Origin of the sequence: Siccirubricoccus soli (genome assembly GCF_024178315.1) — a bacterium.
GTDB lineage: Bacteria > Pseudomonadota > Alphaproteobacteria > Acetobacterales > Acetobacteraceae > Siccirubricoccus > Siccirubricoccus soli.
On sequence record NZ_JAMZIK010000030.1, the window covers coordinates 80,242 to 104,362 of the forward strand.

General features: G+C 66.7%; 22 protein-coding genes. 14 read left to right on the forward strand and 8 right to left on the reverse strand.

Going from position 1 to position 24,121, the window contains the following annotated elements:
* Positions 1–21: 21 nt before the first annotated feature.
* From nrdR to NJ376_RS05720, 4 genes are all read right to left on the reverse strand, one after another.
* Positions 22–474: a transcriptional regulator NrdR gene (gene nrdR / locus NJ376_RS05705; protein WP_252952268.1), complete on the reverse strand. Its 453-nt coding sequence runs from the start codon at positions 472–474 to the stop codon at positions 22–24.
* Positions 475–572: 98 nt separating this feature from the next.
* Positions 573–1,877: a serine hydroxymethyltransferase gene (gene glyA / locus NJ376_RS05710; RefSeq protein WP_252952269.1), complete on the reverse strand. Its 1,305-nt coding sequence runs from the start codon at positions 1,875–1,877 to the stop codon at positions 573–575.
* Positions 1,878–1,895: 18 nt separating this feature from the next.
* Complete coding sequence (gene rpiB / locus NJ376_RS05715) at positions 1,896–2,336, reverse strand: ribose 5-phosphate isomerase B (protein WP_252952270.1); 441 nt, start codon at positions 2,334–2,336, stop codon at positions 1,896–1,898.
* Between the two features lie 68 nt (positions 2,337–2,404).
* Entirely contained in the window at positions 2,405–2,986 is a 582-nt protein-coding gene (locus tag NJ376_RS05720) for a Uma2 family endonuclease (RefSeq protein ID WP_252952271.1), read from the reverse strand.
* 100 nt (positions 2,987–3,086) lie between these two features.
* Between NJ376_RS05720 and NJ376_RS05725 the strand changes: the two genes are divergently transcribed.
* The 3 genes from NJ376_RS05725 to NJ376_RS05735 are packed head-to-tail and all read left to right on the forward strand — an operon-like array spanning position 3,087 to position 6,287.
* Positions 3,087–4,385: an O-acetylhomoserine aminocarboxypropyltransferase/cysteine synthase family protein gene (locus NJ376_RS05725; RefSeq protein WP_252952272.1), complete on the forward strand. Its 1,299-nt coding sequence runs from the start codon at positions 3,087–3,089 to the stop codon at positions 4,383–4,385.
* A gap of 20 nt (positions 4,386–4,405) precedes the next feature.
* The gene (gene hemB / locus NJ376_RS05730; protein ID WP_252952332.1) at positions 4,406–5,440 is read left to right on the forward strand and encodes a porphobilinogen synthase; all 1,035 of its coding nucleotides are present in this window, start codon (positions 4,406–4,408) and stop codon (positions 5,438–5,440) included.
* A 52-nt stretch (positions 5,441–5,492) separates the two neighbouring features.
* Positions 5,493–6,287, forward strand: a complete 795-nt coding sequence (locus NJ376_RS05735) for an SDR family NAD(P)-dependent oxidoreductase (RefSeq protein WP_252952273.1) — start codon at positions 5,493–5,495, stop codon at positions 6,285–6,287.
* 578 nt (positions 6,288–6,865) lie between these two features.
* On the opposite strand, the gene NJ376_RS05740 is transcribed toward NJ376_RS05735, so the two are convergent.
* The 4 genes from NJ376_RS05740 to NJ376_RS05755 all read right to left on the reverse strand — a co-directional run bounded on the left by NJ376_RS05740 (position 6,866) and on the right by NJ376_RS05755 (position 12,014).
* Positions 6,866–7,918 carry an alpha/beta fold hydrolase gene (locus tag NJ376_RS05740; protein WP_252952274.1) on the reverse strand — a complete coding sequence of 351 codons (1,053 nt, stop codon included), beginning with the start codon at positions 7,916–7,918 and terminating at the stop codon, positions 6,866–6,868.
* A 119-nt stretch (positions 7,919–8,037) separates the two neighbouring features.
* Positions 8,038–9,246, reverse strand: coding sequence for a CaiB/BaiF CoA transferase family protein (locus NJ376_RS05745; RefSeq protein ID WP_252952275.1), 1,209 nt, complete (start codon positions 9,244–9,246; stop codon positions 8,038–8,040).
* Between the two features lie 169 nt (positions 9,247–9,415).
* Positions 9,416–10,474 carry an acyltransferase family protein gene (locus NJ376_RS05750; RefSeq protein WP_252952276.1) on the reverse strand — a complete coding sequence of 353 codons (1,059 nt, stop codon included), beginning with the start codon at positions 10,472–10,474 and terminating at the stop codon, positions 9,416–9,418.
* Positions 10,475–10,547: 73 nt separating this feature from the next.
* Entirely contained in the window at positions 10,548–12,014 is a 1,467-nt protein-coding gene (locus NJ376_RS05755; protein ID WP_252952277.1) for a malonyl-CoA decarboxylase, read from the reverse strand.
* 169 nt (positions 12,015–12,183) lie between these two features.
* Here NJ376_RS05755 and NJ376_RS05760 point away from each other — a divergent pair, with 169 nt between their 5' ends.
* From NJ376_RS05760 to NJ376_RS05810, 11 genes are all read left to right on the forward strand, one after another.
* Entirely contained in the window at positions 12,184–13,695 is a 1,512-nt protein-coding gene (locus tag NJ376_RS05760; protein ID WP_252952278.1) for an aldehyde dehydrogenase family protein, read from the forward strand.
* Positions 13,696–13,839: 144 nt separating this feature from the next.
* Positions 13,840–14,970 (forward strand): tyrosine-type recombinase/integrase, encoded by a 1,131-nt coding sequence (locus tag NJ376_RS05765; RefSeq protein WP_252952279.1) that lies wholly within the window; start codon positions 13,840–13,842, stop codon positions 14,968–14,970.
* A gap of 246 nt (positions 14,971–15,216) precedes the next feature.
* Positions 15,217–16,278, forward strand: coding sequence for a nucleoid-associated protein (locus NJ376_RS05770; protein ID WP_252952280.1), 1,062 nt, complete (start codon positions 15,217–15,219; stop codon positions 16,276–16,278).
* Positions 16,241–17,746 carry a hypothetical protein gene (locus NJ376_RS05775; RefSeq protein WP_252952281.1) on the forward strand — a complete coding sequence of 502 codons (1,506 nt, stop codon included), beginning with the start codon at positions 16,241–16,243 and terminating at the stop codon, positions 17,744–17,746. Before NJ376_RS05770 ends, NJ376_RS05775 begins: the two co-directional genes overlap by 38 nt.
* A 957-nt stretch (positions 17,747–18,703) precedes the next feature.
* Complete coding sequence (locus NJ376_RS05780; RefSeq protein ID WP_252952282.1) at positions 18,704–19,150, forward strand: hypothetical protein; 447 nt, start codon at positions 18,704–18,706, stop codon at positions 19,148–19,150.
* A complete protein-coding gene (locus tag NJ376_RS05785; RefSeq protein WP_252952283.1) occupies positions 19,147–19,824 on the forward strand; it encodes a hypothetical protein in 678 nt (225 codons plus the stop codon). Before NJ376_RS05780 ends, NJ376_RS05785 begins: the two co-directional genes overlap by 4 nt.
* A gap of 626 nt (positions 19,825–20,450) precedes the next feature.
* Complete coding sequence (gene nhaA, locus NJ376_RS05790; RefSeq protein ID WP_252952284.1) at positions 20,451–21,638, forward strand: Na+/H+ antiporter NhaA; 1,188 nt, start codon at positions 20,451–20,453, stop codon at positions 21,636–21,638.
* A 71-nt stretch (positions 21,639–21,709) separates the two neighbouring features.
* Positions 21,710–21,895: a hypothetical protein gene (locus NJ376_RS05795; protein ID WP_252952285.1), complete on the forward strand. Its 186-nt coding sequence runs from the start codon at positions 21,710–21,712 to the stop codon at positions 21,893–21,895.
* 218 nt (positions 21,896–22,113) lie between these two features.
* A complete protein-coding gene (locus NJ376_RS29150; RefSeq protein WP_370287973.1) occupies positions 22,114–22,500 on the forward strand; it encodes a hypothetical protein in 387 nt (128 codons plus the stop codon).
* A 13-nt stretch (positions 22,501–22,513) separates the two neighbouring features.
* Positions 22,514–22,843 carry a hypothetical protein gene (locus tag NJ376_RS05805; RefSeq protein ID WP_252952286.1) on the forward strand — a complete coding sequence of 110 codons (330 nt, stop codon included), beginning with the start codon at positions 22,514–22,516 and terminating at the stop codon, positions 22,841–22,843.
* A gap of 235 nt (positions 22,844–23,078) precedes the next feature.
* Complete coding sequence (locus NJ376_RS05810) at positions 23,079–24,068, forward strand: SGNH/GDSL hydrolase family protein (RefSeq protein WP_252952287.1); 990 nt, start codon at positions 23,079–23,081, stop codon at positions 24,066–24,068.
* Positions 24,069–24,121 lie beyond the last annotated feature (53 nt).

Below are 24,121 nucleotides of genomic sequence, written 5' to 3' on the forward strand. Positions count from 1 at the left end.
GGCAGGCCCGTGCCGCCGATGTCAGTCCTTCTTCAGCGCCCCCAGGAACTCCCGGAAATCCCGCGCCTCGGCGAAATTGCGATAGACGCTGGCGAAGCGGACATAGGCCACCTCATCCACCCCCTTCAGCGTGTCCATGACGATCTCGCCGATCTGGCGGGAGGTGACCTCGGACTCCGCCTCGGTCTCCAGCTTGCGTTGGATGCCGTTGACGATGCGCTCGATGCGATCCTCCTCCACCGGCCGCTTGCGCAGCGCGACGCGGATGGAGCGGGCGAGCTTCTCGCGATCGAAGGGCACGCGGCGGCCATCGGTCTTGACCACCGTGATCTCGCGGAGCTGGACCCGCTCGAAGGTGGTGAAGCGGGCGCCGCAGCCGGGGCAGGAGCGGCGGCGGCGGATGGCCGCGCCTTCCTCGGCCGGTCGGCTGTCCTTCACCTGGGTATCGTCGCGTCCGCAGAACGGGCAGCGCATGGCGAGTCTCCGTCTCTGCCACAATCTATGGCGTGACGGAGGCGGAGGAAATACCAAGTATTGCGGGGAGAGGGCGCAACGCCCTCTCCTCGGCAGGCTCAGCCCGGATAGACGGGGAAGCGCCGGCAGAGATCCAGCACCTTGGCCTTCACCTTCTGCTCCACGGCCGTGTTGCCGTCCGGGGCGTTGGCCGCGGCCAGGCCGTCCAGCACCTCGCCGATCAGCTTGCCCACCTCGCGGAACTCGGCCTCGCCAAAGCCGCGGGTAGTCGCCGCCGGGGTGCCGAGGCGGACGCCGGAGGTCACCATCGGCTTCTCCGGGTCGAAGGGGATGGCGTTCTTGTTGCAGGTCAGATGGGCGCGGTTCAGCGCCGCCTCGGAGGCCTTGCCGGTCAGCTTCTTCGGCCGGAGGTCCACCAGCAGCAGGTGATTGTCGGTGCCGCCGGTGACGAGGTCGAGGCCCTGCGCCTTCAGCTCCTCCGCCAGCGCCGCGGCATTGGCGACGACGGCGCGGGAATAGGCGCGGAATTCCGGCTTCAGCGCCTCCCCGAAGGCGACCGCCTTGGCGGCGATCACATGCATCAGCGGCCCGCCCTGCAGGCCGGGGAAGACGGCGCTGTTGAGCTTCTTCGCCAGCGCCTCGTCATTGGTCAGGATCATGCCGCCGCGCGGGCCGCGCAGCGTCTTGTGCGTGGTGGTGGTGGCGATGTGGGCGTGCGGGAAGGGCGAGGGGTGCGCGCCGCCGGCGACGAGGCCCGCGAAATGCGCCATGTCCACCATGAAATAGGCGCCGACCTCATCCGCGATGGCGCGGAACCCGGCGAAGTCCCAGTGCCGGGCATAGGCGCTGCCGCCGGCGATGATCAGCTTCGGCTTCGCCTCCAGCGCGATGCGGCGGACCTCCGCCATGTCGATGCGCTGGTCCTCGCGCCGCACGGTATAGGGCACCGGCTTGAACCACTTGCCGGAGAGGTTGGCGAGCGAGCCATGCGTCAGGTGACCGCCGGCGGCGAGGTCGAGGCCCATGAAGGCATCGCCCGGCTGCAGCAGCGCCAGGAACACCGCCTGGTTGGCCTGGGCGCCGCTATGCGGCTGGACATTGGCGAAGCCGCAGCCGAACAGCTTGCAGGCGCGCTGGATCGCCAGCGTCTCCGCCACATCGACATATTCGCAGCCGCCATAGTAGCGGCGGCCGGGATAGCCCTCGGCGTATTTGTTGGTCAGGACCGAGCCCTGCGCCTCCAGCACGGCGCAGGAGACGATGTTCTCGCTGGCGATCAGCTCGATGCCGTCCTGCTGCCGGCCGAGCTCCTGGCCGATGGCGGCCGCCAGCTCGGGGTCGGCCTCGGCGAGGCCGGCCTGGAAGAAGCGCTCGGGGATGCGGTAGGCGGCGGTTTCGTTCATCTCGGCGGTCCTGGCCTCTCAGGCGGGCATCAGCTTGGCGAGGCGGCGGGCATGGCGGCCGCCCTCGAATTCCGTGGCGAGGAAGCTGCGCAGCGCATCCAGCGCCGGCTCCGGCCCCACCAGCCGGGCGCCGAAGCAGGCGACATTCGCATCGTTATGGGCGCGGGTCAGGCGGGCTTCCGTGGTGTTGTGCAGCACGGCGGCACGGATGCCGGGGTGGCGGTTGGCGGCGATGGCGATGCCGATGCCGGTGCCGCAGACCAGCACCCCGAAGCGGGCCGAGCCGGCCTCCACCGCCTCCGCCACCTTGTGGGCGAAATCCGGGTAATCCACGGAATCCGGGCTGTTGGTGCCGAAATCCAGCAGGCTGTGCCCGGCCTCGGCCAGGGCGGCCTGGAGGATGGTCTTCAGCGGCAGGCCGGCATGGTCGCCACCGATGGCAATGGTGAGGGCGCTCATGCCGGCGCCTTAGCACTTCCGGCCGGGGGGCGCGATAGCGCGGGGCGCGGCCCTGGGCCGGGCCTGGATCAGGCCTCGGCCGCGTCCTCCTCGGCGGGGGGCGGGAACGGCACCTCCTCGTAGAGCTCCTCCAGCGGCAGGGAGATGCCGATCTCCGGCAGCTCGAGGGTCTCGCCGGCGACCAGGATGCTCACCATCCAGCGGTCCCCCTCCCGGGCATGGATGGTGGCGGCGGGCCGGTCCTGCTCCAGCATGACGTAGCGCATGGCGGAGGGGGTATCGCGGTATTCGCGGGCCTTGACGATGCGGTCCATGGCCTGGGTGCCGGGCGAGAGGATCTCGAACAGCACCACCGGGTCATGGAGCACCCGGTCATTGGCCGCAGCGGGGGAGCAGGCGACGAAGCCATCCGGGTAGCGGATCGAGCCGGCCACCTGCACCTTCAGCTCCGGCCCGTAGAAGCGGCAGGGCGTGCCACGCAGCCGGTTCCGCAGCGCCGTCGTCAGATTCCCCCGGATGAGGGCATGCGCGACCGTCACCCCGACCATCGCCACCGGGGCGAAGCCGTCATATTCCCATTTCCGCTCCTGCCGTTCCTCCCAGGCGAGGAACTCGGCGAGCCCCATGGGCCGGCGCAGCGCTATGTTCATGGTCACAGCCTACCACGCGCCGCCCGAACCATCCCAGCACCATCGCGCTTCCGTCATGGCCCTGGACATGGCAGGGATAGCGCCGCAAAGGGAGGACCCCATGGTCACCAGCTCCAATCCCGAGACCCTGGCGCTGCATGGCGGCAGCCACCGTGCGGATCCCAGCACCGGCTCCGTCGCCGTGCCGATCCACCAGACCACCAGCTACCAGTTCCAGGACACCGGCCACGCCGCCCGGCTGTTCGGGCTGCAGGAGCTGGGGAACATCTACACCCGCATCATGAACCCGACGCAGGATGCGCTGGAAACGCGGATCGCGGCGGTGGAGGGCGGGGTGGCGGCGCTTGCGGTGGCCTCCGGCCAGGCGGCGACCAGCTTCTGCATCCTCAACCTGACCCAGCCGGGGGACAACATCGTCTCCTCCACGGATCTTTACGGCGGCACCTGGAACCTCTTCGCCAACACGCTGAAGGGCATGGGCGTCGAGGTCCGCTTCGTCGACCCCGCCGATCCGGAGGCCTTCGCCCGCGCCACCGATGCGCGGACCCGCGCCTACTACGCCGAGACCCTGCCGAACCCGAAGCTGCAGGTCTTCCCGATCGGCGAGGTGGCGGCGATCGGGCGGAAGCTCGGCGTGCCGCTCATCATGGACAACACGGCGGCGCCCATCCTGTGCAAGCCGCTCGCCCATGGGGCCGCCGTGGTGATGCATTCCAGCACCAAATTCATCGGCGGCCACGGCACCAGCATCGGCGGCATCGTGGTGGATGGCGGCAATTTCGACTGGGAGGCCGGCGGCGATCGCTTCCCCACGCTGAACACGCCGGACCCCAGCTACCATGGCGCGATCTGGACCCAAGCGGCGAAGCCGCTCGGCCCCATCGCCTATATCCTCCGGATGCGCACCTGCCTGCTGCGCGACCTCGGCGCGGCGACGACGCCGATGAACGCCTTCTTCCATATCCAGGGGCTGGAGACGCTGCCGCTGCGGATGGAGCGGCATTGCAGCAACGCGCTGAAGGTCGCCGCCTGGCTGGCCGAGCAGCCCGGCGTGACCCAGGTGATCCATCCGAGCCTGCAGCGGGGCGAGGCGAAGCGCCGGGCAGATGCCTATCTCAAGGGTGGCTACGGTTCGCTGATGGGGTTCGAGCTGGCCGGCGGCGCCGAGGCCGGGGCGAAGTTCATCAACGCGCTGAAGATGTTCTACCACGTCGCCAATATCGGCGATGCGCGGTCCCTGGCGATCCACCCCGCCACCACCACGCACAGCCAGCTTTCGGTGGAGGAACAGGCCGCGACCGGCGTGACGCCGGGCTATGTGCGGCTCTCCATCGGCATCGAGCATATCGATGATATCATCGCGGACCTCGACCAGGCGCTGAAGGCAGCACGGACATGAATGCGGATCGCAGGATGGGCATGGGGCGGGCGGAGCTGGCGGAGGAGGCGCCGTCGCCCGGCGCCTATCCTGCGGTCCGCCTGCGCCGCAACCGGCGGGATACCTGGACGCGGCGGCTGGTGGCGGAGAACACGCTTTCCGTCGATGACCTGATCTGGCCGATCTTCGTCATCGAGGGGAAGAACGAGGAGCGCCCCGTCGCCTCCATGCCCGGCCAGGTGCGCGTCACCGTGGACCGGGTGGCGAAGCATGTGGAGGAGGCGGCGAAGCTCGGCATTCCCGCCATCGCCATCTTCCCGGCCACGCCCGCCGAGGCGAAGGATGCCGAGGGCAGCGAGGCGCTGAACCCGGACAACCTCATCTGCCGCGCGGCGCGCGAGCTGAAGCGGGAGTTCCCGGAGGTCGGGCTGATCGGCGACGTGGCGCTGGACCCCTATACCGACCATGGCCATGACGGGGTGTTCCGCGAGACCCGCACCGGCGAGTACATCCACAATGACGACACCGTGGCGGTGCTGGTCCGCCAGGCGCTGAACCAGGCGGAGGCCGGCATCGACGTCATCGCACCCTCCGACATGATGGATGGCCGCATCGGCGCCATCCGCCGGGCGCTGGACGCCGAGGGCTTCATCGACACCCGCATCATGTCCTACGCCGCCAAATACGCCTCCGCCTTCTACGGCCCGTTCCGGGATGCGTTGGGCAACAGCCAGGCGTTGCGCGGCGACAAGAAGACCTACCAGATGGACCCGGCCAATTCGGACGAGGCGCTGCGCGAAGTGGCGATGGACCTCGCCGAGGGCGCCGACACCGTGATGGTAAAGCCGGGGATGCCCTATCTCGACATCATCCGCCGGGTGAAGGACCGCTTCGGCGTGCCGACCTTCGCCTATCAGGTCAGCGGCGAATACGCGATGATCATGGCCGCCGTGAACAATGGCTGGCTGGACCACGACCGGACGATGCTGGAAAGCCTGATGGGCTTCAAGCGCGCCGGCGCCAGCGGCGTGCTCAGCTATTTCTCGGTGAAGGCGGCGAGGCTGCTGAAGGGTTGACCCTCCCTCCCCTTCGGGCCTCAGATCGGGGCCCTGAGTGGGAGGACGCAGAATGAACACCGATTGGCTCGGCCTGGGCGGCAAGGTGGCCGTGGTGACGGGTGCGGGCGGCGGCATCGGCCGCGCCTGCGCCAGATCCTTCGTCGAGGCGGGCGCCTCGGTCATGCTGCTCGACCTGGATGCGGAGCGGTTGGCGGCGGTCGAGCAGGAGCTGCGCGCGGCGGGCGGCCAGGTGGCGGCGAAGGTGTGCGACACCACCTCCGAAGCGAGCATCAAGGCGGCCGCCGAAGCAACACAGCAGGCGCTGGGGCCGGCGGAGATCCTGGTGAACAATGCCGGCATCCTGCGGCCGGGGCCGCTGGCGACGCTGTCGCTGGCCGAATGGAATGCGCTGCTGGCGGTGAACCTCACCGGCTACCTGCTCTGCGCTCAGGCCTTCCGGCCGCAGATGCTGGCAAAGAAGGGCGGCGCGATCGTCTCGGTCGCCTCCATCGCCGGCCGCAACCCGCAGCCGCGCTCCGGCGCCTATTCGCCGAGCAAGGCGGGCGTGCTCATGCTGTCCAAGCAGCTCGCGCTGGAATGGGGACCAGAGGGGATCCGCAGCAATGTCGTCTCGCCGGGGCTGGTGCGCACGCCGCTGTCGGAGGCCTTCTACCAGGCGCCGGGCGTGGCGGAGAAGCGCGCCGCCATGGTGCCGCTGAAGCGCGTGGCGGGGCCGCAGGACATGGCGGATGCGGTGCTGTATCTCGCCAGCCCGCGGGCCAGCTATGTGACCGGCGCCGAGATCCTGGTGGATGGCGGTCTCGACCAGATGGTGATGGAGCTGACGCCGCGGCCGGGGTTCTAGAGCAGATCGCCGTAGGGCGGCATCACCCGAAGGCGTGAATCTGCTCTGCCAACAAAGGCGTAGAGCGTTTTCGGTGAACGCATGTAAACCGAAAACGCTCTAGCATTCCCACGACGTCGCTGCGTGACGCCGCGGGGCCCCGGAGGCGCTGAGTGACCGCGCTCCGCGCAGCCCCGCGCGGCAAAGCCGCGCCGGGGCAACGGGCGAGCCGGGTGGCGGTATCGGAGGCGGAGATGTCGCCGCGCGTAGCGGGCTGAGGTCGCAGCCTTGCGCAGCTGCGCGCCGCCCCTGGCTATCGCAGGGAGCTCTGGACAGCACCAGGGGGTGCGGCATGCCCTCCCCGCGCCCGGTCGCGATGCCGCGCGGATGCCGCCTCGGCTTCTGTGCCGCTGCATAGCGGCCCGCACCACGATACCGTCCTGCTGCCACGTGACACGACCCACCACCGACCGGCGCAGTGCGGCTTCGCCGGCGCGGCTTTCACGATCGCCGCCTGAGCGGCACCGCTCGCACGGGCTGCTGCCTGACGGCCCAGTGGAGACGACCGGCGGCGACAGCCAGTGGGTGGCAGGCCGGAGCTACGCCGCGTCGCTGCTCGCCGCCTGGGCATTGGCAGATGCGGCGGCCTCCTCCCCCTCATTCGCCGCCGTCAGCGCTTCCTTACCCGAGCTGCCCTGGGCCAACCCCTCGCAGAAGGCCCCCAGCGCTCGCACCGAGAGGCTTTCCCAATGCCAGTCATAGAAGCCGCAATGGCCGCCGCCCCGTACCACCAGCTTCAGCACCGCCGGGCAGGCGCGCCAATCGACGCCGGCGAGGCTGTCCACCGGCACCAGCGGGTCATCCGCCGCCATCAGCAGCAGGGCCGGGCGGCGCAGTCGGGGAAGCACGGAGGCCGGGCGGTTCAGCTCGCAGAACACGGCGTAGGAGGGGTAGCCGAAGCGCGGCGCCGTCACCTCCGCCTCGAATTCCGTCAGGCAGCGCGCGGTGCGGGCGGCGTCGCGCAGCGGCTCCGGCAGGTCCTTTGCCGGCACCGCCAGCACCTCCCGCCGGTACATGGCCAGCAGCGCCCGGCCCAGCAGCCAGTTCGCGTCGATGGCGGCATGGGCCAGGGCAGGCTCCAGCGGCGGGCAGAGGGCGGCGACCCCCAGCAGCTCCGGCATGCCCGGCTCGCTGAGGTGCCGGTCCAACAGCAGCAGGCTCAGCGAGCCGCCCAGCGACCAGCCCGCGACAACCACGCCATGGCGCACCAGCGCCGCCGGCAGGGCGCGCAGCGCGACGGCCAGATCCTCGCTGCGGCCGAGATGGTAGTGGCTGGTGCTGCGCGGCTGGGAGAAGGCGCTGCCGCGCAGGTTCAGCCGCAACACCGGAAATCCCCGGCGCAGCAGGCCCTGGGCGGCCTCGCGCAGATAGGGGTCGTCCTCGGTGCCCGTCAGCCCGTGCACCAGCAGGATAAGCGGCCGATGGGCGGCGGCCTCCGGCGCGTGCAGCATGGCGGCCAGCGCATCGCCATCGCCCAGCGGCAGCCAGAGGCGATGCCCTGCCGGCAGGGCAGCCGGGATGGGATAGCGCAGCGCGCGCAAGGTCTGCAGCGTGCCGCCAAGCCAGGGGGGACGGGCGCGAAAGGGGATCATGCCAGGCCGAACGCGGCTCAGCCCCTCAGCGTTGCGCCCAAACCCATGGTTTCCAAAGGCCCTTCGGCCTTTGGTGGGTGGGGGTCCGGGAGAGGGCAAGGCCCTCCCCCGGCACAGGCTCAGAGAATCCCCTTCTCCTTCAACCCGGCGATCTCCGCCTCGCTCATCCCCACCACCTCGCGCAGCACCTCCTGCGTATGCTGCCCCAGCACCGGTGCGGCGCTGCGGTAGGAGGGCGGGGTGCGGGAGAGCTTCACCGGGTTGGCGATGACCTGCACGGTCTCGCCCGAGGCATGCGGCATCTCCACCACCATGTTCCGCGCCTGCACATGCGGGTCGCTGAACACGTCCTTCAGCGTGTTGATCGGGCCGCAGCCGATCTTCTGCGCCTCCAGCGCCGTGATCCACTCGGCGGTGGTCTTGCTCTGCATCACCGGCGTCAGCGTCTCCGTCACCAGGTCGCGGTTCTGCACGCGGATGGGGTTGGTGGCGAAGCGCGGGTCGCTCAGCAGGTGTTCCTGGCCGAAGGCCTTGCAGAAGCGCTCGAAGGTCGGGTCGTTGCCGACCGCCAGGATGATGTAGCCGTCCTTCGTCGGGAATTCCTGGTAGGGCGCGATGTTCGGGTGCTGGTTGCCGAGACGGGGCGGATTCTCGCCCGTCGCCAGGTAGTTCATGCCCTGGTTGGCCAGCCAGGCGACATGGGTGTCCAGCATGCCGATGTCGATCTGCTGCCCCTCCCCGGTCGCGTGGCGGTGGTTCACCGCGGCGAGGATGCCGATGCAGCCATAGAGGCCGGCGAAGAGGTCGGCGACCGGCACGCCCACCTTCTGCGGAGAGCCCTTGGGCTCGCCCGTCAGGGACATGACGCCGCCCATGGCCTGGATCAGCGCGTCATAGCCCGGGCGGGGGGCGTAGGGGCCGGTCTGGCCGAAGCCGGTGATGGAGCAGTAGATGAGGCGGGGAAACTTCGCCGCGAGCTGCTCGTAGCCCAGGCCGTACTTGGCCAGCGCGCCGACCTTGAAGTTCTCGACGAGGATGTCGCAGCTCTCGAGCAGCTTCAGGATGACCGCCTGGCCCTCCGGCTTGGCGATGTCGAGCGTGACCGACTTCTTGTTGCGGTTCACGCCGACGAAATAGGCGCTTTCCTTGGTCTTCGGGACGAAGGGCGGGGCGAAGCCGCGGGTGTCGTCGCCGGCTTCCGGCCGCTCGATCTTGATCACCTCGGCGCCCAGGTCGCCGAGCATCTGGGTGCAGGTGGGCCCGGCCAGCACGCGGGTGAGGTCGAGGACGCGAAGGCCCGAAAGGGGGCCAGTCGGCGGGGCAGACATGGTAGGGCGGCGCTCCTTCTGCGATCGATTCCCGTCCGGGCCGGCAGGCGGGGCCCAAACCGTGGAAGGCCCGGGGCTCGCGCCGCGCGGTGCCATCCGAGGGGTGACAGGGATAAGGCAGCGCCGCCGAAAGTCCAGCACTCCCCGCCGGGCCGGCGCCTGCCGCCGCTCACCGGGGTATGGGCATGAGTCGGCGCAGCGGCGAGGCCAGGGCATTCCGCCACAGGTGCCGCTGGTGCTCGGTCGCCAGGGCAAGCAGTGGAATCAGCGCGATAATCGCCAGGAAGGTCGCCACCGGTCCGATGCCAAGCCCTTCGTGCAGCAGGGTCAGGAGCGGCTTGTGGAACAGGTAGAGGCTCAGGGTGCAGGAGGCGAGACCTGCGCAGAACGGACGCATGGCCGCGAGCAGGCGACCGAGCCGGGGCAGGTTGTCCACGGCGATGAAGTTCAGCGCGATCACCAACCCCAGCAGATAATCCGCCAGAAAGGCGGTGGATGCCCCCAGGCGCCATGACCGCCCGGAGGTGACGGCGGAGAGGAAGGTTCGGGCCTGGTTCGGGAGATCGATGACGTAGGCACCGACATACAGCAGGACACTCAGGGCCAGCAGGGCGGCAGCCAGGCGCGGCTCCAGCCTCGGCCGCCAGCGATAGAGCAGGACGCCTAGGGTCCAGACCGGCAGGAGCACCACGATCTTGGGTCCGGCGAGGCAGACTGCGCCCGCTGCGAGCCACCACCGGTGACCTCGCCCGAACTGCCAGAGGCCGAGCACCAAGTAGTACCAGGCCTCATATGAAAGCGACCACATGGGCGGGTTGTGCGGCGGCGCGATATCCAGCAGCCAGAGCTGGGCCAGGAAGGCGAGGTTCAGCAACGACGCCACCACCGCCGCCAGCTCCAGCTCCCCCTTCATCCCGACATCGAGGGCAAGGCCGAGCAGCAGCGCGGGGACCATCACCGACCAGAGCCGCGCCAGCCGGGCCGTGGCGAAGGCCGTGGGGGAGGTTTCCCGGCGGTCGACGACCATCGCCACGACATAGCCGGACAGCACGAAGAAGACGATGACGGCGTCATGCCCGGGGAACAGCGAGGTCGGCGTGCCGAACAGGACCGGGCAGAGGTGATCAAGGAAGACCACCGCGGCTGCACCGAAGCGGACGAGGTCGAAATAGGCTGACAATCCGGGCGCGATGCCACCCGGCTGAAATGGGGCCTGAGCCGGTGGCATCGCTGTCTCTCTGCACATTCGGAACAAATATATTCGAATGGCTGTAGTTGGACAATCTGCTTCGCGCAGCGCGTTAGCCCGCCCGCGCCGGCGCCTTCTCCTCCCCGCCCAGCAGCCGCCCCAGGGCGAAGCGGCTGCCCGCCGGCACGGCCGGCTTCGCCGGCGCCAGCAGCGCCTCCACCGCCGCCGAGCGGACCACCTGGCCGGAATGGATGAAGGCCTCGTGGTTCGCCTCGATGGCATCGGGGTCGTAGAGGTAGTTCACCATCACCCCGTAGCTCTCGCGCAGCCCGCGCTCTGCCACATTGCCCAGCCAGTTCACCCGCTCCAGCCGCGCGCCGTTGCCGAGGTGGAAGCGCGCCACCGGGTCGATCCCGCCCATGCCGGTATTGGGCCGCGTCAGGTAGCTGGCGGCCAGGCGCAGCAGCGCCGGGCGCAGCGCCGCCTCCCGCGCCGGGTCCTCCGGCCAGCCGGGCGAGACCAGGGATTTGAAGGCGGCGACCACATCCTCCTCCCCGGCGGCCGCCACTAGGGCCTGGGCCTCCTCCGGCAGGAAGGGGCTCGCCTCCCCGCCCAGCCTGCGCTCCAGCCAGCGGCGGAAGCCGGGCACGGGGGAGAGGGTGGCGAAGCGGGCAAGCTGGGGCAGCTCCGCCTTCAGCTCCTCCACCACCTGCTTGATGAGGAAATTGCCGAAGGAGATGCTCCGCAGCCCCTCCTGGCAGTTCGAGATGGAATAGAAGATCGCGGTATCGGCCTCGGAGGCGCGACCGATCTCGCCATCCCGCACCAGCAGCGGCTGCACCGCGCCGGCCATGCCGCGCACCAGCGCGACCTCGACGAAGATCAGCGGCTCCCCCGGCAGGGCAGGGTGGAAGAAGGCGAAGCAGCGGCGATCGGCCTCCAGCCGCCGGCGAAGATCCTCCCAGCCCTGGATCTCATGCACCGCCTCATAGGCGATCAGCTTCTCCAGCACCGAGGCGGGGGTCTGCCAGTCGATCCGCCGCAGCTCCAGGAAGCCGCGGTTGAACCAGGAGTTGAACAGGTGGCGCAGGTCGGAATCGAGCGGCCGCAGGCTGGGCTGGGCCTTCAGCAGGCCGAGCAGCTCTTCCCGCATCTTCACCAGCGTGGCGGTGCCGCCGGGGCTGTGGTTCATCCGCCGCAGCAGCTCCTGCCGCGGCGGCTCGGCGGCGTCCGCCAGGCGGGCGGCGGCCTCGGCGCCGGGGCTGGCGAGCCAGGCCTCGGCGGCGGCGCGCAGCTCCGCCTCATCGGGGGCGAAGCCCTCGGCGAGGAAGCGATAGAAGCCGAGGCGATCCTCCACCGAGAGGGCGGCGAAGGCGTCTCGCAGCGCCCGGGCGACGGCGGCGCCGGAGGCCTCGCCCCGCTCGGAGAGCAGGGTCTCGGCCAGGGAGCGGGCCCGGTCCAGCGGCGGCAGGCTGGTGCTCGGCACGTCGGCGAAGGCGCGGCCGCGTTCGGCGATGGTGGACCAGAGCCGTTCCAGCCAGTTGCGCGATTCAGGAAGGGTGATGCTGGTGGACGCCATGCAGCCTCGTGCTCCTGCAAATCGGGGACAGCCTAGGGCAGATGGCAGCGCGGCGGGAACCGGCTTGCGGATCGGTGCGGCAGCGGTGCGGTGCGGCGCCCCCTCCCCGCTTGCCCTTCGCCCCCTGCCGGCCCATGGTCGCGACCTCAGAGATCCCCGGGAGGACCCGATGCTCGACCGGCCCATGCCGACCCCCGCCGCCCCGCTGCTCGATCCCTTCGCGCTGGCCAAGGCGCTGTCCGGCTACCACTTCATCGGCGGCGGCTATGTGCCCGGGCGGAACGGCAAGAATTTCGCCGTGGTGAATCCGGCGACCGGCCAGCAGGTGGCGGAAGCCGCCGAGGGCGACGCCGCGGATGTCGAGGCCGCGGTGCAGAACGCGGCGAAGGCGCAGAAGGAATGGGCCAAGCTGCCGGCGCGGAAGCGTGGCGCCCTGGTCCATCAATGCGCCGCCCTGCTGAAGGAGCATCAGGAGGAGCTGGCGAAGCTCATCGCGCTTGAGACCGGCAAGGCGCTGCGCACCGAAAGCCGCGTCGAGGCCGGCGTGGTGGCCGACATCTTCGAGTTCTTCGGCGGCCTCGGCTCCGAGCTGAAGGGCGAGTCCGTGCCCTTCGCGCCGAACGTCCTCTCCGTGACGGTGCGGGAGCCGCTCGGCGTGGTCGGCGCCATCATCCCCTGGAACGTGCCGATGCTGCTGATGGCGCTGAAGGTGGCGCCGGCGCTGGTGGCAGGCAATTCCGTGGTGGTGAAGAGCGCGGAGGAAGCCCCGCTCGCGGTGCTGCGGATCTGCGAGCTGATGAACCGCATCCTGCCGCCGGGCGTGTTCAACATGCTGTCGGGCTTCGGGCCGGAATGCGGCGCGCCGCTCGTCTCCCACCCGCTGGTGCGCAAGGTGACCTTCACCGGCTCGGTCGAGACCGGGAAGATCGTCGCCCGCGCGGCGGCGGAGAAGCTGGTGCCCGTCACGCTCGAGCTCGGCGGCAAGAGCCCGATGATCGTCTTCGCCGATTGCGACTTCGAGAAAACGGTCGCCGGCGCGCTGACCTCCATGCGCTTCACCCGCCAGGGGCAGAGCTGCACCGCCGCCAGCCGCATCTATGTCGAACGCCCGATCTTCGACCGCTTCGTCACCGCCATGAAGGACGCGGTGAACAAGATGGTCATGGGCGACCCGCTGGACGAGAAGACCGATATCGGCACCATCGTCTCCGAGGGTCAGCTCCAGAAGGTGAAGGCCTTCATCGAGGAGGGGACGAAGACGCCGGGCGCCACGGCCCATGTCTGCTCCGCCATGCCGAGCGATCCGGCGCTGAAGAAGGGGCTGTTCATCCAGCCCGTCATCTTCACCGGCCTGACCAAGGAGAGCCGGCTGGTGCGGGAGGAGATCTTCGGCCCGGTGACCGTCATCGCGCCCTTCGACGATCCGGAGAGCGTGCTGGCCGAGGCGAATGACAGCGAATACGGCCTCGCCGCCTCGCTCTGGACCAACAACCTCAAGGTCGGGCTGGATCTGGCGCACCGTCTGGAAGCTGGCCTCGTGCAGATCAACCAGAACCTCGTGGTGCAGGCCAACCTCTCCTACGGCGGGGTGAAGTCCTCGGGCCTCGGCAAGGAGGCCTCGCTGGAGGCGATGCTGGAGCACTTCACCCACAAGAAGACCATCATGGTGAACATGGCCTGACGTCCCGGCGGCGGCACTCGGTATCTCAAAGGCTTAGAGTCCGAATATGTTCGTTGAGGTACCGGGCTGACCGCGCTAAACTGTCCCCATCCGGGCGGGTGAGCACCCGAAACGCACCCGAGATTGGGGCTACCGATGGGGTTGTTGAACGATCTGGCGTGCCGCCGCGCGAAGCCAGGTTCTGAGCTGCACGACGGGGACAATCTGGTTCTCCGGGTAGGCACGCGCCGGAAGACGTGGACCCTCGTCTGGCGTCAGGATGGCCGCGTTCGGAAGGCGGCGCTGGGCACCTACCCGGAGATCGGGCTTGCCGCGGCCCGTGCGGCAGCCCAGGAGGGCATAGTGCGAGCGCGCGCAGGTTTCGCGCCTGTGGCGCCGCCGGAGCCGACCACGCCCGCCCTGCCGCCGCCACGAGGCACTTCGGTCAAGGCAGTGCTGAAGACCTACATAACCCGGCACGTGCGTGCCGAGAGCCGTGACCCCGACCAGATTGAGTGGGTAGCCGATGTGCTCCTGGCACCTATCCATGAGCGCGACGCCACCACCCTTACTCGCCGCGACATCACCAAGTTCCTCGACACGGTGGCCGACCAACGGGGCGGGCCCAGCGCCTACCGGGCCGGCAGCGTGTTACGCGCGGCGTTCCGTTTCAGCGTCAGGCGCGGCGATTTGGAAAACGATCCGACGCATCTCATCGCCCTTCCCTCCTCCGGTAAACCACGCGAGCGGATTCTCTCCGACCTGGAGCTCACCGCGGTATGGAAGTCGGCGGTGCCGGTGTGGTCGCGGCTGGCGCGCGTACTGCTGCTAACCGGCTTGCGGCTGCGTGAGGCCGCAGATGCACCGGTGGATGAATTCCAAGGCGAGCAGTGGCTGATTCCCGCAGCGAGGATGAAGGGCGGCCGGCCCCACGTGGTGCCGATGTTCCCCGCGCTCCAATTCCAGATTGGGGATCTCGACGGAGCACGATGGGTCTTCAAATCGCCCCGGCGCTTCGATCAGCCAGTCTCGGGCTTCTCCCGCGGTCTAGAGTTGCTCCAGCGCGAAAGCGGCACCGAGGGGTGGACGTGGCATGATTTGCGACGGACCACTGCTAGCGGCCTGCAGCGGCTGGGCTGCCCGCATGATGTGATCGAAGCCATCCTCGCCCACCGGAAGCCCGGCGTTGCCGGCATCTATCAACGCCATGACTTCCTACCTGAGCGAAGAAAGTGGCTGGCACGTTGGGCAGAGCACGCGCAGTCGGTAGATCGTGCGAAATCAGTTGAGACGTAGCCCTCTCCGAATCGGAGAGGGTGGTAGCCTTGGCGCTCCCCCCAGCTTGCCGCACTCGCAGTGCCGCCCCAGAGCCTAGCTAGGGTGCCTAAATTGGCACCAGAGCCACAAAGCCCCGCTGGCCCGACCACTTAGCGGGCTTAGCAATCATGATACATGCCTCCGCGCTAGCGTTCCAGGCTTGGCGGTCTTGCGGAATCAGAACGAGCAAGCACGATATGATCACGCGAATCGGAGGAGCGTACCTTGGGTTTTCTTACTGAAGAGGAATCGTCCTGTCTTCGCATCAATCACGTCATTCTGCACGTCGTCGGAGGCAAGGCTGAATTCGAACCCCAGCCAGAACTTTGCGACCACGTCCATGCTGACTTCTTTCTCGGTCGAATTCGAGATTCAGCCATCGATAGTGTCCATCGCTTCAGAGACAATTCAGAAACGAAAGAGAAGCTAGAGCGGATTGCCAAAGGCGAAATCTCCTTCGAGGCAGGAGCACAGGATCTTTCGCGAGCGTTCTCTCGCGGACATGTTGGGAGCAGCAAAGATGGTGCCTTTTTTGTATTCGAACTCGGCGCCACCTGTCCGAACACGCATCTTTTCTGCATGATAAAATACGACTATCGGCAGGCAATAGAGCTATATGATAACGGAGGTCAAAATGCTTTAAGGGAAATTGTACAAGCATTCATCAAAGAGCCTCGTGCAATACAGAAGATTTGCTTAGTTCGCGTCATTGATGGCGTCGCGGATGCTAACGTTTCTGCACGTGATCGTATGGGAAATGCGCCAGATCTAACGGAATATTTTGAGAAATTTCTTGATGTTAAGCGGGAGCGTGACAACAGTGAACTCACTCGGAACATGAGTGAGGCAGTGCGCGCCTCTCTTCAGGACTGCCGCGAGTTCCTGCCCGATGGCAGCGTTGCAACCGCCCTCTCCGCCGTGAAGGAGACGCTTCGAACCCGCGAAACCGTTGACGATGAGGCAGTCCGTGAAGCGGTACTGGTCGCCGCTGGGCGTCCTACCGACGAGAACGTCCGAGCGGCGTTGGAGAAATCCGTAAACCGTCACCTTAAGAACAAGCGGATATTCGGCGTCGTATTCCGCCCAGACGCCCAGGTGCTAGGTCGCGCCCCGCGCCGCTTCATAAGAACCGCCGAGAACGTCGAGGTGACATATCCTGGAGATCAGGAAGGCCACGCTGTCAAACGGGTTGAAAATTCGGATGGAAGTGTAACTATATCCATCAGAACGGCACAGAAGCTGATTGAGGATGGCGTCCTCGCTGAGCGCAATGGCAGAAGAGGTTGATGGCTGGGCGGAGGCGAAAGCTGCGCTCGTTACTGAAACCGACGACGCCCTGGTAGTTGACCGGCTCAACGCCGATCATGCGATACGCCTCTGCCAGCTCCTTCAAGCCGAGGGATGGCCGTTTGTCCTGGAGGATGAGACACAAAGCCATTCTCGGGTGGAAGACATCTCGCAGGACTTTGAGCCATACCGTATCCGAGCTGACAAGCCAGATGCGCCGGCGAACGTAAGTCTAATCGTGACAAACGCGGGGCTGTCCGATTGGCTGAGGCGGGCGCCGTCTGCGCCAGTGGCGCACGTAGCGCGGATCAAAGCTCCGTTCGTAACAAGGGCCGTACGCTTCACGTTTTGGGGCGATCGCTCACCGTTTGAGCCTACGCCTCTTTCTGCTGATCCCAGACGCATAGTGCGCGAGGCTACGGAGATCCGCAGGGTTCCCGGCGATCTCAGCCCTTGGTTATTGAACGACCCCAACACTGAGCTCGATTGGAGTTGTCTAACATTACGCACTTGGGCCGAGCTTGCTGCTATAGCTCTAATCCATGCGCTTGCTAGCGAGATCGAAGCGGGCGGATACTTGGTATTTCGCGGGCCGCCAATCTTGCGCCTCCGCATCGCGGAACGGAACTCCGAAATGCTTGGCCGGCCTGGCTTCGCTGACGTCCAGCGCGCCGCTCATTGGGTGTATGACAACGAACGTGAAGCTGAGAATCGACACGGTCTGTATGCCGCAGAAATGGCCCGGACAGCCGTTCAAGGTAGCGATGCTGGCTCCGTCTTCAAGAAGGCGGCGGCGCCCGCACTGGAAGGCGCGAAAATCGCTTACCAGCTAGGCATCTCGCAGTTAAGCCGGGATTCACTAAAGGCGATGGCAGACCTGCGTAAGGCGGTGTCGGACGAAGCAGCCAAGCTTTCGGATACGACTAGGCAGCTCGCAAGCGCTGCAGCTACCGCTACCTTTGCGGGCATCGGTGTAATTACCGCGCGCCTGACTGTCCCTTTCGGGAACGAGATCGTAGCCGCAGCCGTTATCGTATTAGGGATTATTTTGTCTGCATACATAGCGGCCGTTATTGTGAGCAGCTACCAATTTGTTCTGTTACAGCGTGGGTTACGCCTACAATGGCGCGACAAGCTGTACCGCTTTCTGCCAGATCATGAATACGACGTGATGGTTTCTGGTCCGGCAGAAAAAGCAGAACGAGTTTTCAAGATTTCTGCTTGGATTAGTGGCCTTTTGGCATTTGTTTTACTCATAGTTGTAGTTGTGATAGCTACCCAGGCACCGATACCGACGCCAACTGAAACGCTTACAACTACCCCGCCGAGGCGCCCGCTCGAAATGACCGCGCCGGAAGGGCCTGATGTGCACGGTAAGCCCGAAACCACGGCCCAGCCTGAGACAGGGGGTTCGCCTCTTGTAGTGCCTTCAGAGCCAACTCCCACACAGGCGCCGAGCCTGCAATAAACCCGGGCCTCCCTTCGCGCCAATCTGGGGATTCAGATGCATATTGGTCTGTTGCAACCGATCCGATCGGCGCCCAGCCAGTCTCTATGGCGTCCGTCCGCTCCAGGGAAGGACGCGGCGCCGGCCCGCCACACTTGAGGCGCCCCTGCACCGTAGCGCCTGGGCGGCTTGCGCCACCTCAGTCAACCCGACCGTTGCAGCGGTCTGCCCTTCTCGTTTGCGACTGCATCTGGGCGCAATGCAGAGCGCGCTCGGCGAGGCTTCGGCATTCGCGGCGAGCGTCGAGACAGTAGCAGATCCACCACACTACCGTCAGCGCGCCTACCGCAGTGAAAAACTGGAATACCCCGCCCCATCCGCTATCGGCCATAAACACGGCTAGTAGAAAGCCGCCCAGTAACGTGCCGCCCATGACATTGCGCTGCAGCTTGAGGCGGCGCTTCCGAGTCTGCGCCTCGGCCGAGCGGTAGTACGCTACATCATCTGGTTCGCTGGTCTGCTGACAGTGTCTCATCGGGCCTCTCAGCTTAGAGTCGCGTTGACGAATCGAGCACAGCGCTGCGACCCGTCTATGGTGCTCCGCGACAGCCGCCTGTCCCCGCACTACGTGCGTGGAGCACTCTTGTCACGTTGATCGAATATCGCAACAAAACATTGCAGCGATAGGAGGCACAACGGCACTTACCGGTCGGCGATCACAACATCGCTTCGAAGCTACCCGCCGGGAGGACACTCCGCGCGACGCCCGATCGAGATACGAGCGGCCATTGAGGTGCCGCTCCGACATTTTGCCGCCCCACACGCGATCGCGCCTGGACCATGGCAGCGTGCCATCCTGGCGTCCGCCTCCTCCCGCCGTGGACAATGGCACGTCTCTACCGGGCGACCTGTCGTGACTGGCAGCACCATGGTGTTCTGTATATGTTCCCACAGCCTACAGTCAGAGGATGCCCGGTGATGCCCGATGATCCCCAGCCAACCCCTCCTCCGGCTTGGATCGCACCCACTCTCTGGCAGACACTGGTCACCGCGCGCGATGCCGCCCTTGCCGCCGGCAGCAGCCCCGACGAGGCTCTGGACGCCGCCCGGCAGGGTGCCCTGGCGTCCTGGCCCGCTCTGCCCATCAGCCACCTGACAGAGGCCCTGCTGGTGCTGGCAAGCCGTCCGCCGCATACCGAGACCGGCACAGCCACATGGCTGGCGGAGCTCAATCCAGCACCCCGAGAGGAGGTGGTCGCCTGCCTAGCCTATGCGCTGCGCCATGACGCTCGTGGCAAGCCCACCCCCGGCACCAAGGACGTCACCGCCAAGCTGGCTGCCGAGTGGCTCGCCGACCATCTGGCGCGGAGCCGCTTCGTCATCACCCGACTGCCGCCAGCGGCGCTCCACCGCGCCGGGGGATGACCGGCTTCGCCGAGCTTGGCGCGCGGCCTTACTTCTCCCTGCTGGACGGCGCGTCTTTGCCGCATGAGCTGGTGGCCACCGCCATGTGCAGCAAGGATCGACTCCAGCCAACGATCGAGATCCTTAGCCGCCCGCACTCTCGTCGCCTCGCAACCCAGGCCCGTCAGCCCAGCTCGAAGGGAACATACGGCAACGAAAAAAGGCGCCCAGGTAGTGCTAAACGCTGCCAAAGCCCTAAGCTCAAGCTTCTGCTGTCCCGTCCAGAACTGGAGAAGCGCATGTCACCGACCCTGCTCCCCTTCCTGGAGAGTAAGCTCACGGTGAGAGCAGTGCTGGCAGTTTCGTCATTATTTACTGCTATATTTGGCTGTTACTTAGTTTTGTCTGGCATTAAGGATGATGGTTTCATAGATCTTAAAACCACTTTCCTCGAAGGGCGCTTAAAGAGCGGGATGGCTGGGATTACTATAATATTCTTGTCGGTAATTCAGGGGATATTTCTCATTATCGGGTCCGGAGCATCGAACAAGCACCGAGTCATCGAGATTTCAATTAATGAACGCACCAAAATTTCAATAACTGGTGTCCACTCGATGCGTGAAACCATTGAACGATTGACGCCGGTCATTCGCGGCATAGTGGCAGATGAGAGGAAGCACGAAGCTGAGCGATGAAGGTTGCACCGGGGCGGCCAGCTTCACGTTGCACGACGCCACGACGCCCGCGGTGGACTGGGCGCTCTAAGCACGACGGGATGGCGTTTGCGCCAGCCCGCCCCTCACGCGCCTCTGCAGTGCGGTCACACCACCTCTCTCGTAACCGACCGCGATGCACTCACCTGCCCTGGTCGTTTGACGATGGCGGCAAAGGTTCAGCTGTCACGTAGTGGTGCAGGCATTGCGCAGCAAGCAACTCTGCTTCGCCTCCTCTCATCCGCATCCATCCGCCTCGGCACCACCGTCGACTCACTGGGCTAGGCGGCGGAGCGGCATGGCGAACGCTGCCTGAAGCGCTGACGAATACGCTGCGTGTGCTGGAGGCGGCGCGACGACTGCGATCGGGCTGCCATCTGCGGGGCCGTCATCCACTACCGCAGCGCCGTCCGCGAGGTCGGTGAGGCCCTGCGCCTGCCTGAGGACATCACCGGCGGCTTGGCGAAGCTCGGCGGGTGGCTAGGCCGTTGCCGATTGTCTGATGCGATGCGATAGAAGGCTCGGGTGTTCGCTCCGGCAGCGGAGCGGGCAGGGGTTCAGCGTTGGTCGGGCCGCCGGCGGCGCAATCCATGCCCGGAGGCCTGCTCATGGCCCAGCCCCGCCACGCCCAACCAAGTGCTTTGCGCCGATTCCTTGAAGGCCAATCCTCCGCGGGACTGGTGTTGATGGCCGCTGCCGCTTTGGCGCTGCTGATTGCCAACTCGCCGCTTGGGCCAAACTACGAGGCGCTGCTACACGCCTACGTCGGCCCGCTTTCCATCGGGCACTGGATCAACGACGGCCTTATGGCCGTGTTCTTCCTGCTCGTCGGCCTGGAGATCAAGCGGGAGATGCTGGTGGGTCAGCTCTCCAGTTGGCCGCGCCGCGCCCTGCCGGAGATCGCTGCCGCCGGAGGCATGGTGGTGCCTGCGCTGGTGTACCTGGCCTTCAACTCCGGCCCCACCTCCCATGGTTGGGCCATCCCAGCCGCCACCGACATCGCCTTCGCACTGGGCGTTATCTCCCTCCTCGGCAAGCGGGTCCCGGCCTCGCTGCGGGTCTTCCTGGCGGCACTGGCCATTATCGACGACCTCGGCGCCGTGGTCATCATTGCTCTATTCTATTCGGCGAGACTGTCGCTGCTGGACTTGGCGGGGGCCGCCACCGTGGTCGCGGTCCTGGTCGGGATGAACCGGTTCGGTGTGCGCCGCCTGTTGCCCTACCTTCTCCTCGGGCTTGTGCTTTGGGTGTTCGTACTTCGCTCCGGCATCCATGCCACGCTCGCGGGCGTCGTCCTCGCGTTCACCATTCCCCTGCAAAGCGTCCCAGGACACGCGGATGAGAAACGCACCAGTCCGCTGCACCGCCTGGAGCATGCCCTGCACCTGCCCGTCGGCTTCCTCGTCGTGCCTGTCTTCGGGTTGGCCAACGCAGGTGTACCCTTCCTGGGCCTGTCCGCCGAAGCCTTGACGGCGCCTGTCACGCTCGGCGTGGGCCTGGGTCTGCTGGTCGGCAAGGTGGTGGGCGTGTTGGGGTTCAGCCTGCTGGCCATCCGCCTTGGGCTCGCGGACATGCCAGCCTATGCTGGGCGACTGCAGATGGCGGGGATAGCAATGCTCTGCGGCATTGGCTTCACCATGAGCCTGTTCATCACCCTCCTCGCCTTCCCCGGCGACCCGCTCCTCCAGGCGGAGGCTAAGATCGGTATTCTTGCGGGCTCCTTCTTGTCCGGCCTGCTGGGCTACGCCCTGCTGCGCGGCGCACCGCAGGGCTGGCCGGGAACCCCTTCTCGGTAGGTCCAAGGAAAAGCGGCATCGGGCACGGGCTCGCCCTTGGGCGGGTGGAGCGGACGGAGGAGGCGACGGAGGTGCCGATCATCCATCTCACCGTGGATCGGTTGGTGGACAGGTCGGACCTGTTGGACGGGCTCGGCGAGATCGAGGGCGGGTCCGCCGGCCTGGACCGCGCGCTCGGTCGGGCGGATGAGGTGCGGCGGCCGGACCCGGGGTCCCGAAGGCCGCGGATTGAGCAGAAGACGCGGGATTTCAAGTAGCCAGCTAGCCCGGGGCGCTGGGCAGCAACGTCTACAACGCCCGGCCGCCACCCTGGTACTGCCTGGTTGGACCGCCGAGGCAGAGCGGACTAGCACCGGCCGGGCGGCGGCTGGTGGCCAGGCGGGCGGTCGGGATACCAGTCACGGCATTCGCCAGGGCCGGCGCGCGGTCGTGGACGTGCCGTCGCCCTGGCGCCGGCCAAGCGCATGAACTACCCATGGCACCGGGGCTGCTGAACTGTTTGCTCGACGTGCCCGGCTGGGTGGTCGGTGGCCGCGGTCTGGCCTCCGATGCCTTTCGCGAGCAGATCTGGAACATTGGCGCCCGTCAGGCAATCCCGCCCAAGCGCACCGACGCACCCGTCGCCTGCCCGCCATCGATCTATGCCAACCGCCATCTGGTCGAGAATCCCTCGGCGCGTCTCAAGGAATGGCGGGCAATCGTCACCCTCGATTGGCCTCAGGCGCTAATGGGACCCAACTCCCTGGCTCCCGTTCGCGCAGAATCTGATCCAGCTCAAACAGATTGTTCCTACAATAATTCCAAGTTATACTTGGATTTAATACCCGATACGTCAAGTGGGATTGACCTACCGCCGGAGTGATGTGGAGGCTGAAGTGGCGAAATCGTCGGCGATCGCTCCCGACACCTTCCGGGCCAAGGGTGAAGGCGACTTGTCCGGCACGCAGTCCGGCGCCTGGGTCTCGGTGTCGGGTGATTTCGTGATCCGCCTGCGCACCGGCGCCGGTGGCGCCTGGAGCGGCACGGTGACCCTGGAGCGCACCGAGGACGGTGGGGCAACCGCCGACCCGGTCTATATCTACGACGAACCCGTGCAGTTCACGACGAACGGCGCCCGGCCCTGGACCGAGCCCGAGGCGGGGGTGAAGTACCGGCTGACCGCGAACCTGAGCGCCGGCTCGGTCTCCTGGCGGGTCTCGAACTGATGGCGCTGCCTCCGACCCCGCCAGTCAAAACCTCGCGTATAGCGAACATCGCCCGCCCGCGCGCCCGCTGATCTGCGCGAATAACTGTACGGCGCTCGCACTCAAGCGACTGGACACGTCGCCGGCAAACAACACCGACAACGGACGCCTCAAGCTCACGTTTGGTCGGGCTGGCTACCATTCGATCCGTGTCTTTGCAGCCAATTACTACCAGAATGACATCGAGCGCACGGACGTGGACGCCATCGCTCTCCAGATGGCGATTGAGTTCAACAACTCGCCGCGCAACCGCAACATGCTCTGGGGCGGGCAGCGCATCCTGAACCTGGCAGCCGGGGATACTGCGTTCAGCGACCCGGCCTTTGAGTTTGCCGGTGGCGATACGGCGTGGCTGCGCTGGTATCTCAATGTCGCGTCGCTCACGAGCGGCTGGCCTGTTTGGCGCACCCCCCGTGCCACGGGTGAGGGCTTCACGCAATCCGTGGGCGGTGCGAACCAGGCATACGGCCTGGGAACGTTGAGCGCGGCTGGCGGCAGTAATGGTGCAGGCTGGGCGCCGCAGGGGGTCATCGGTATCCCGCACGCCGACAGTCCAGAGTGGACGCGCCGCGCGGTGATCTGCGACGGCGACAGCATCATAGCGGGCACGGGCGACACGGCCGACACGGCGACCGGCAACATCGCCTACTCGAAGGGGCTGGTGGATCGCGATGGCTACCTGATCCCCTATGTCAACCAGGGGCGCGCGCAGGACCAGCTCTCCTTCCAGGTCGACGCGAACCTCACCCCGCGCTGGCGCAAGCAGCTCATGTGGGCCTATGCGACCCACTACCTCTGCAACTTCGGCACGAACGACATCGCCAATGGCCGAACTCTCTCGCAGATGCAGGCTGATGCTGCTTACGTGTGGGGCCGAGCCAGGAAATACGGCCTGAAAGTCGCGCAGATCCTGGTGACGCCGCGACAACTGTCGGTCGGCGGTGCGGTGCATTCGGATTGGGCTCCGGGTGGGCTGCGCGATCAGTGGAATGCCTGGGTCCGCACGCAGGTCGGCGTCCTGATTGACGATGTGATCGACCCCAACCCGTATGTGGAGAGCGCGACCACGCATGGCGCCTGGGCCAGCGATACTTACACCCCGGACGGCTTACACATGCTGCCTGCCGGTTATGCTGCCGCGAACCAGGCGGTGACGGCGTGGGCACAAACGCGGGTGGCGGTGTAATGCCCTCGGACATCGACGACGCGGCCCGGATGGCGCGTTCGCCGGTCCGAACC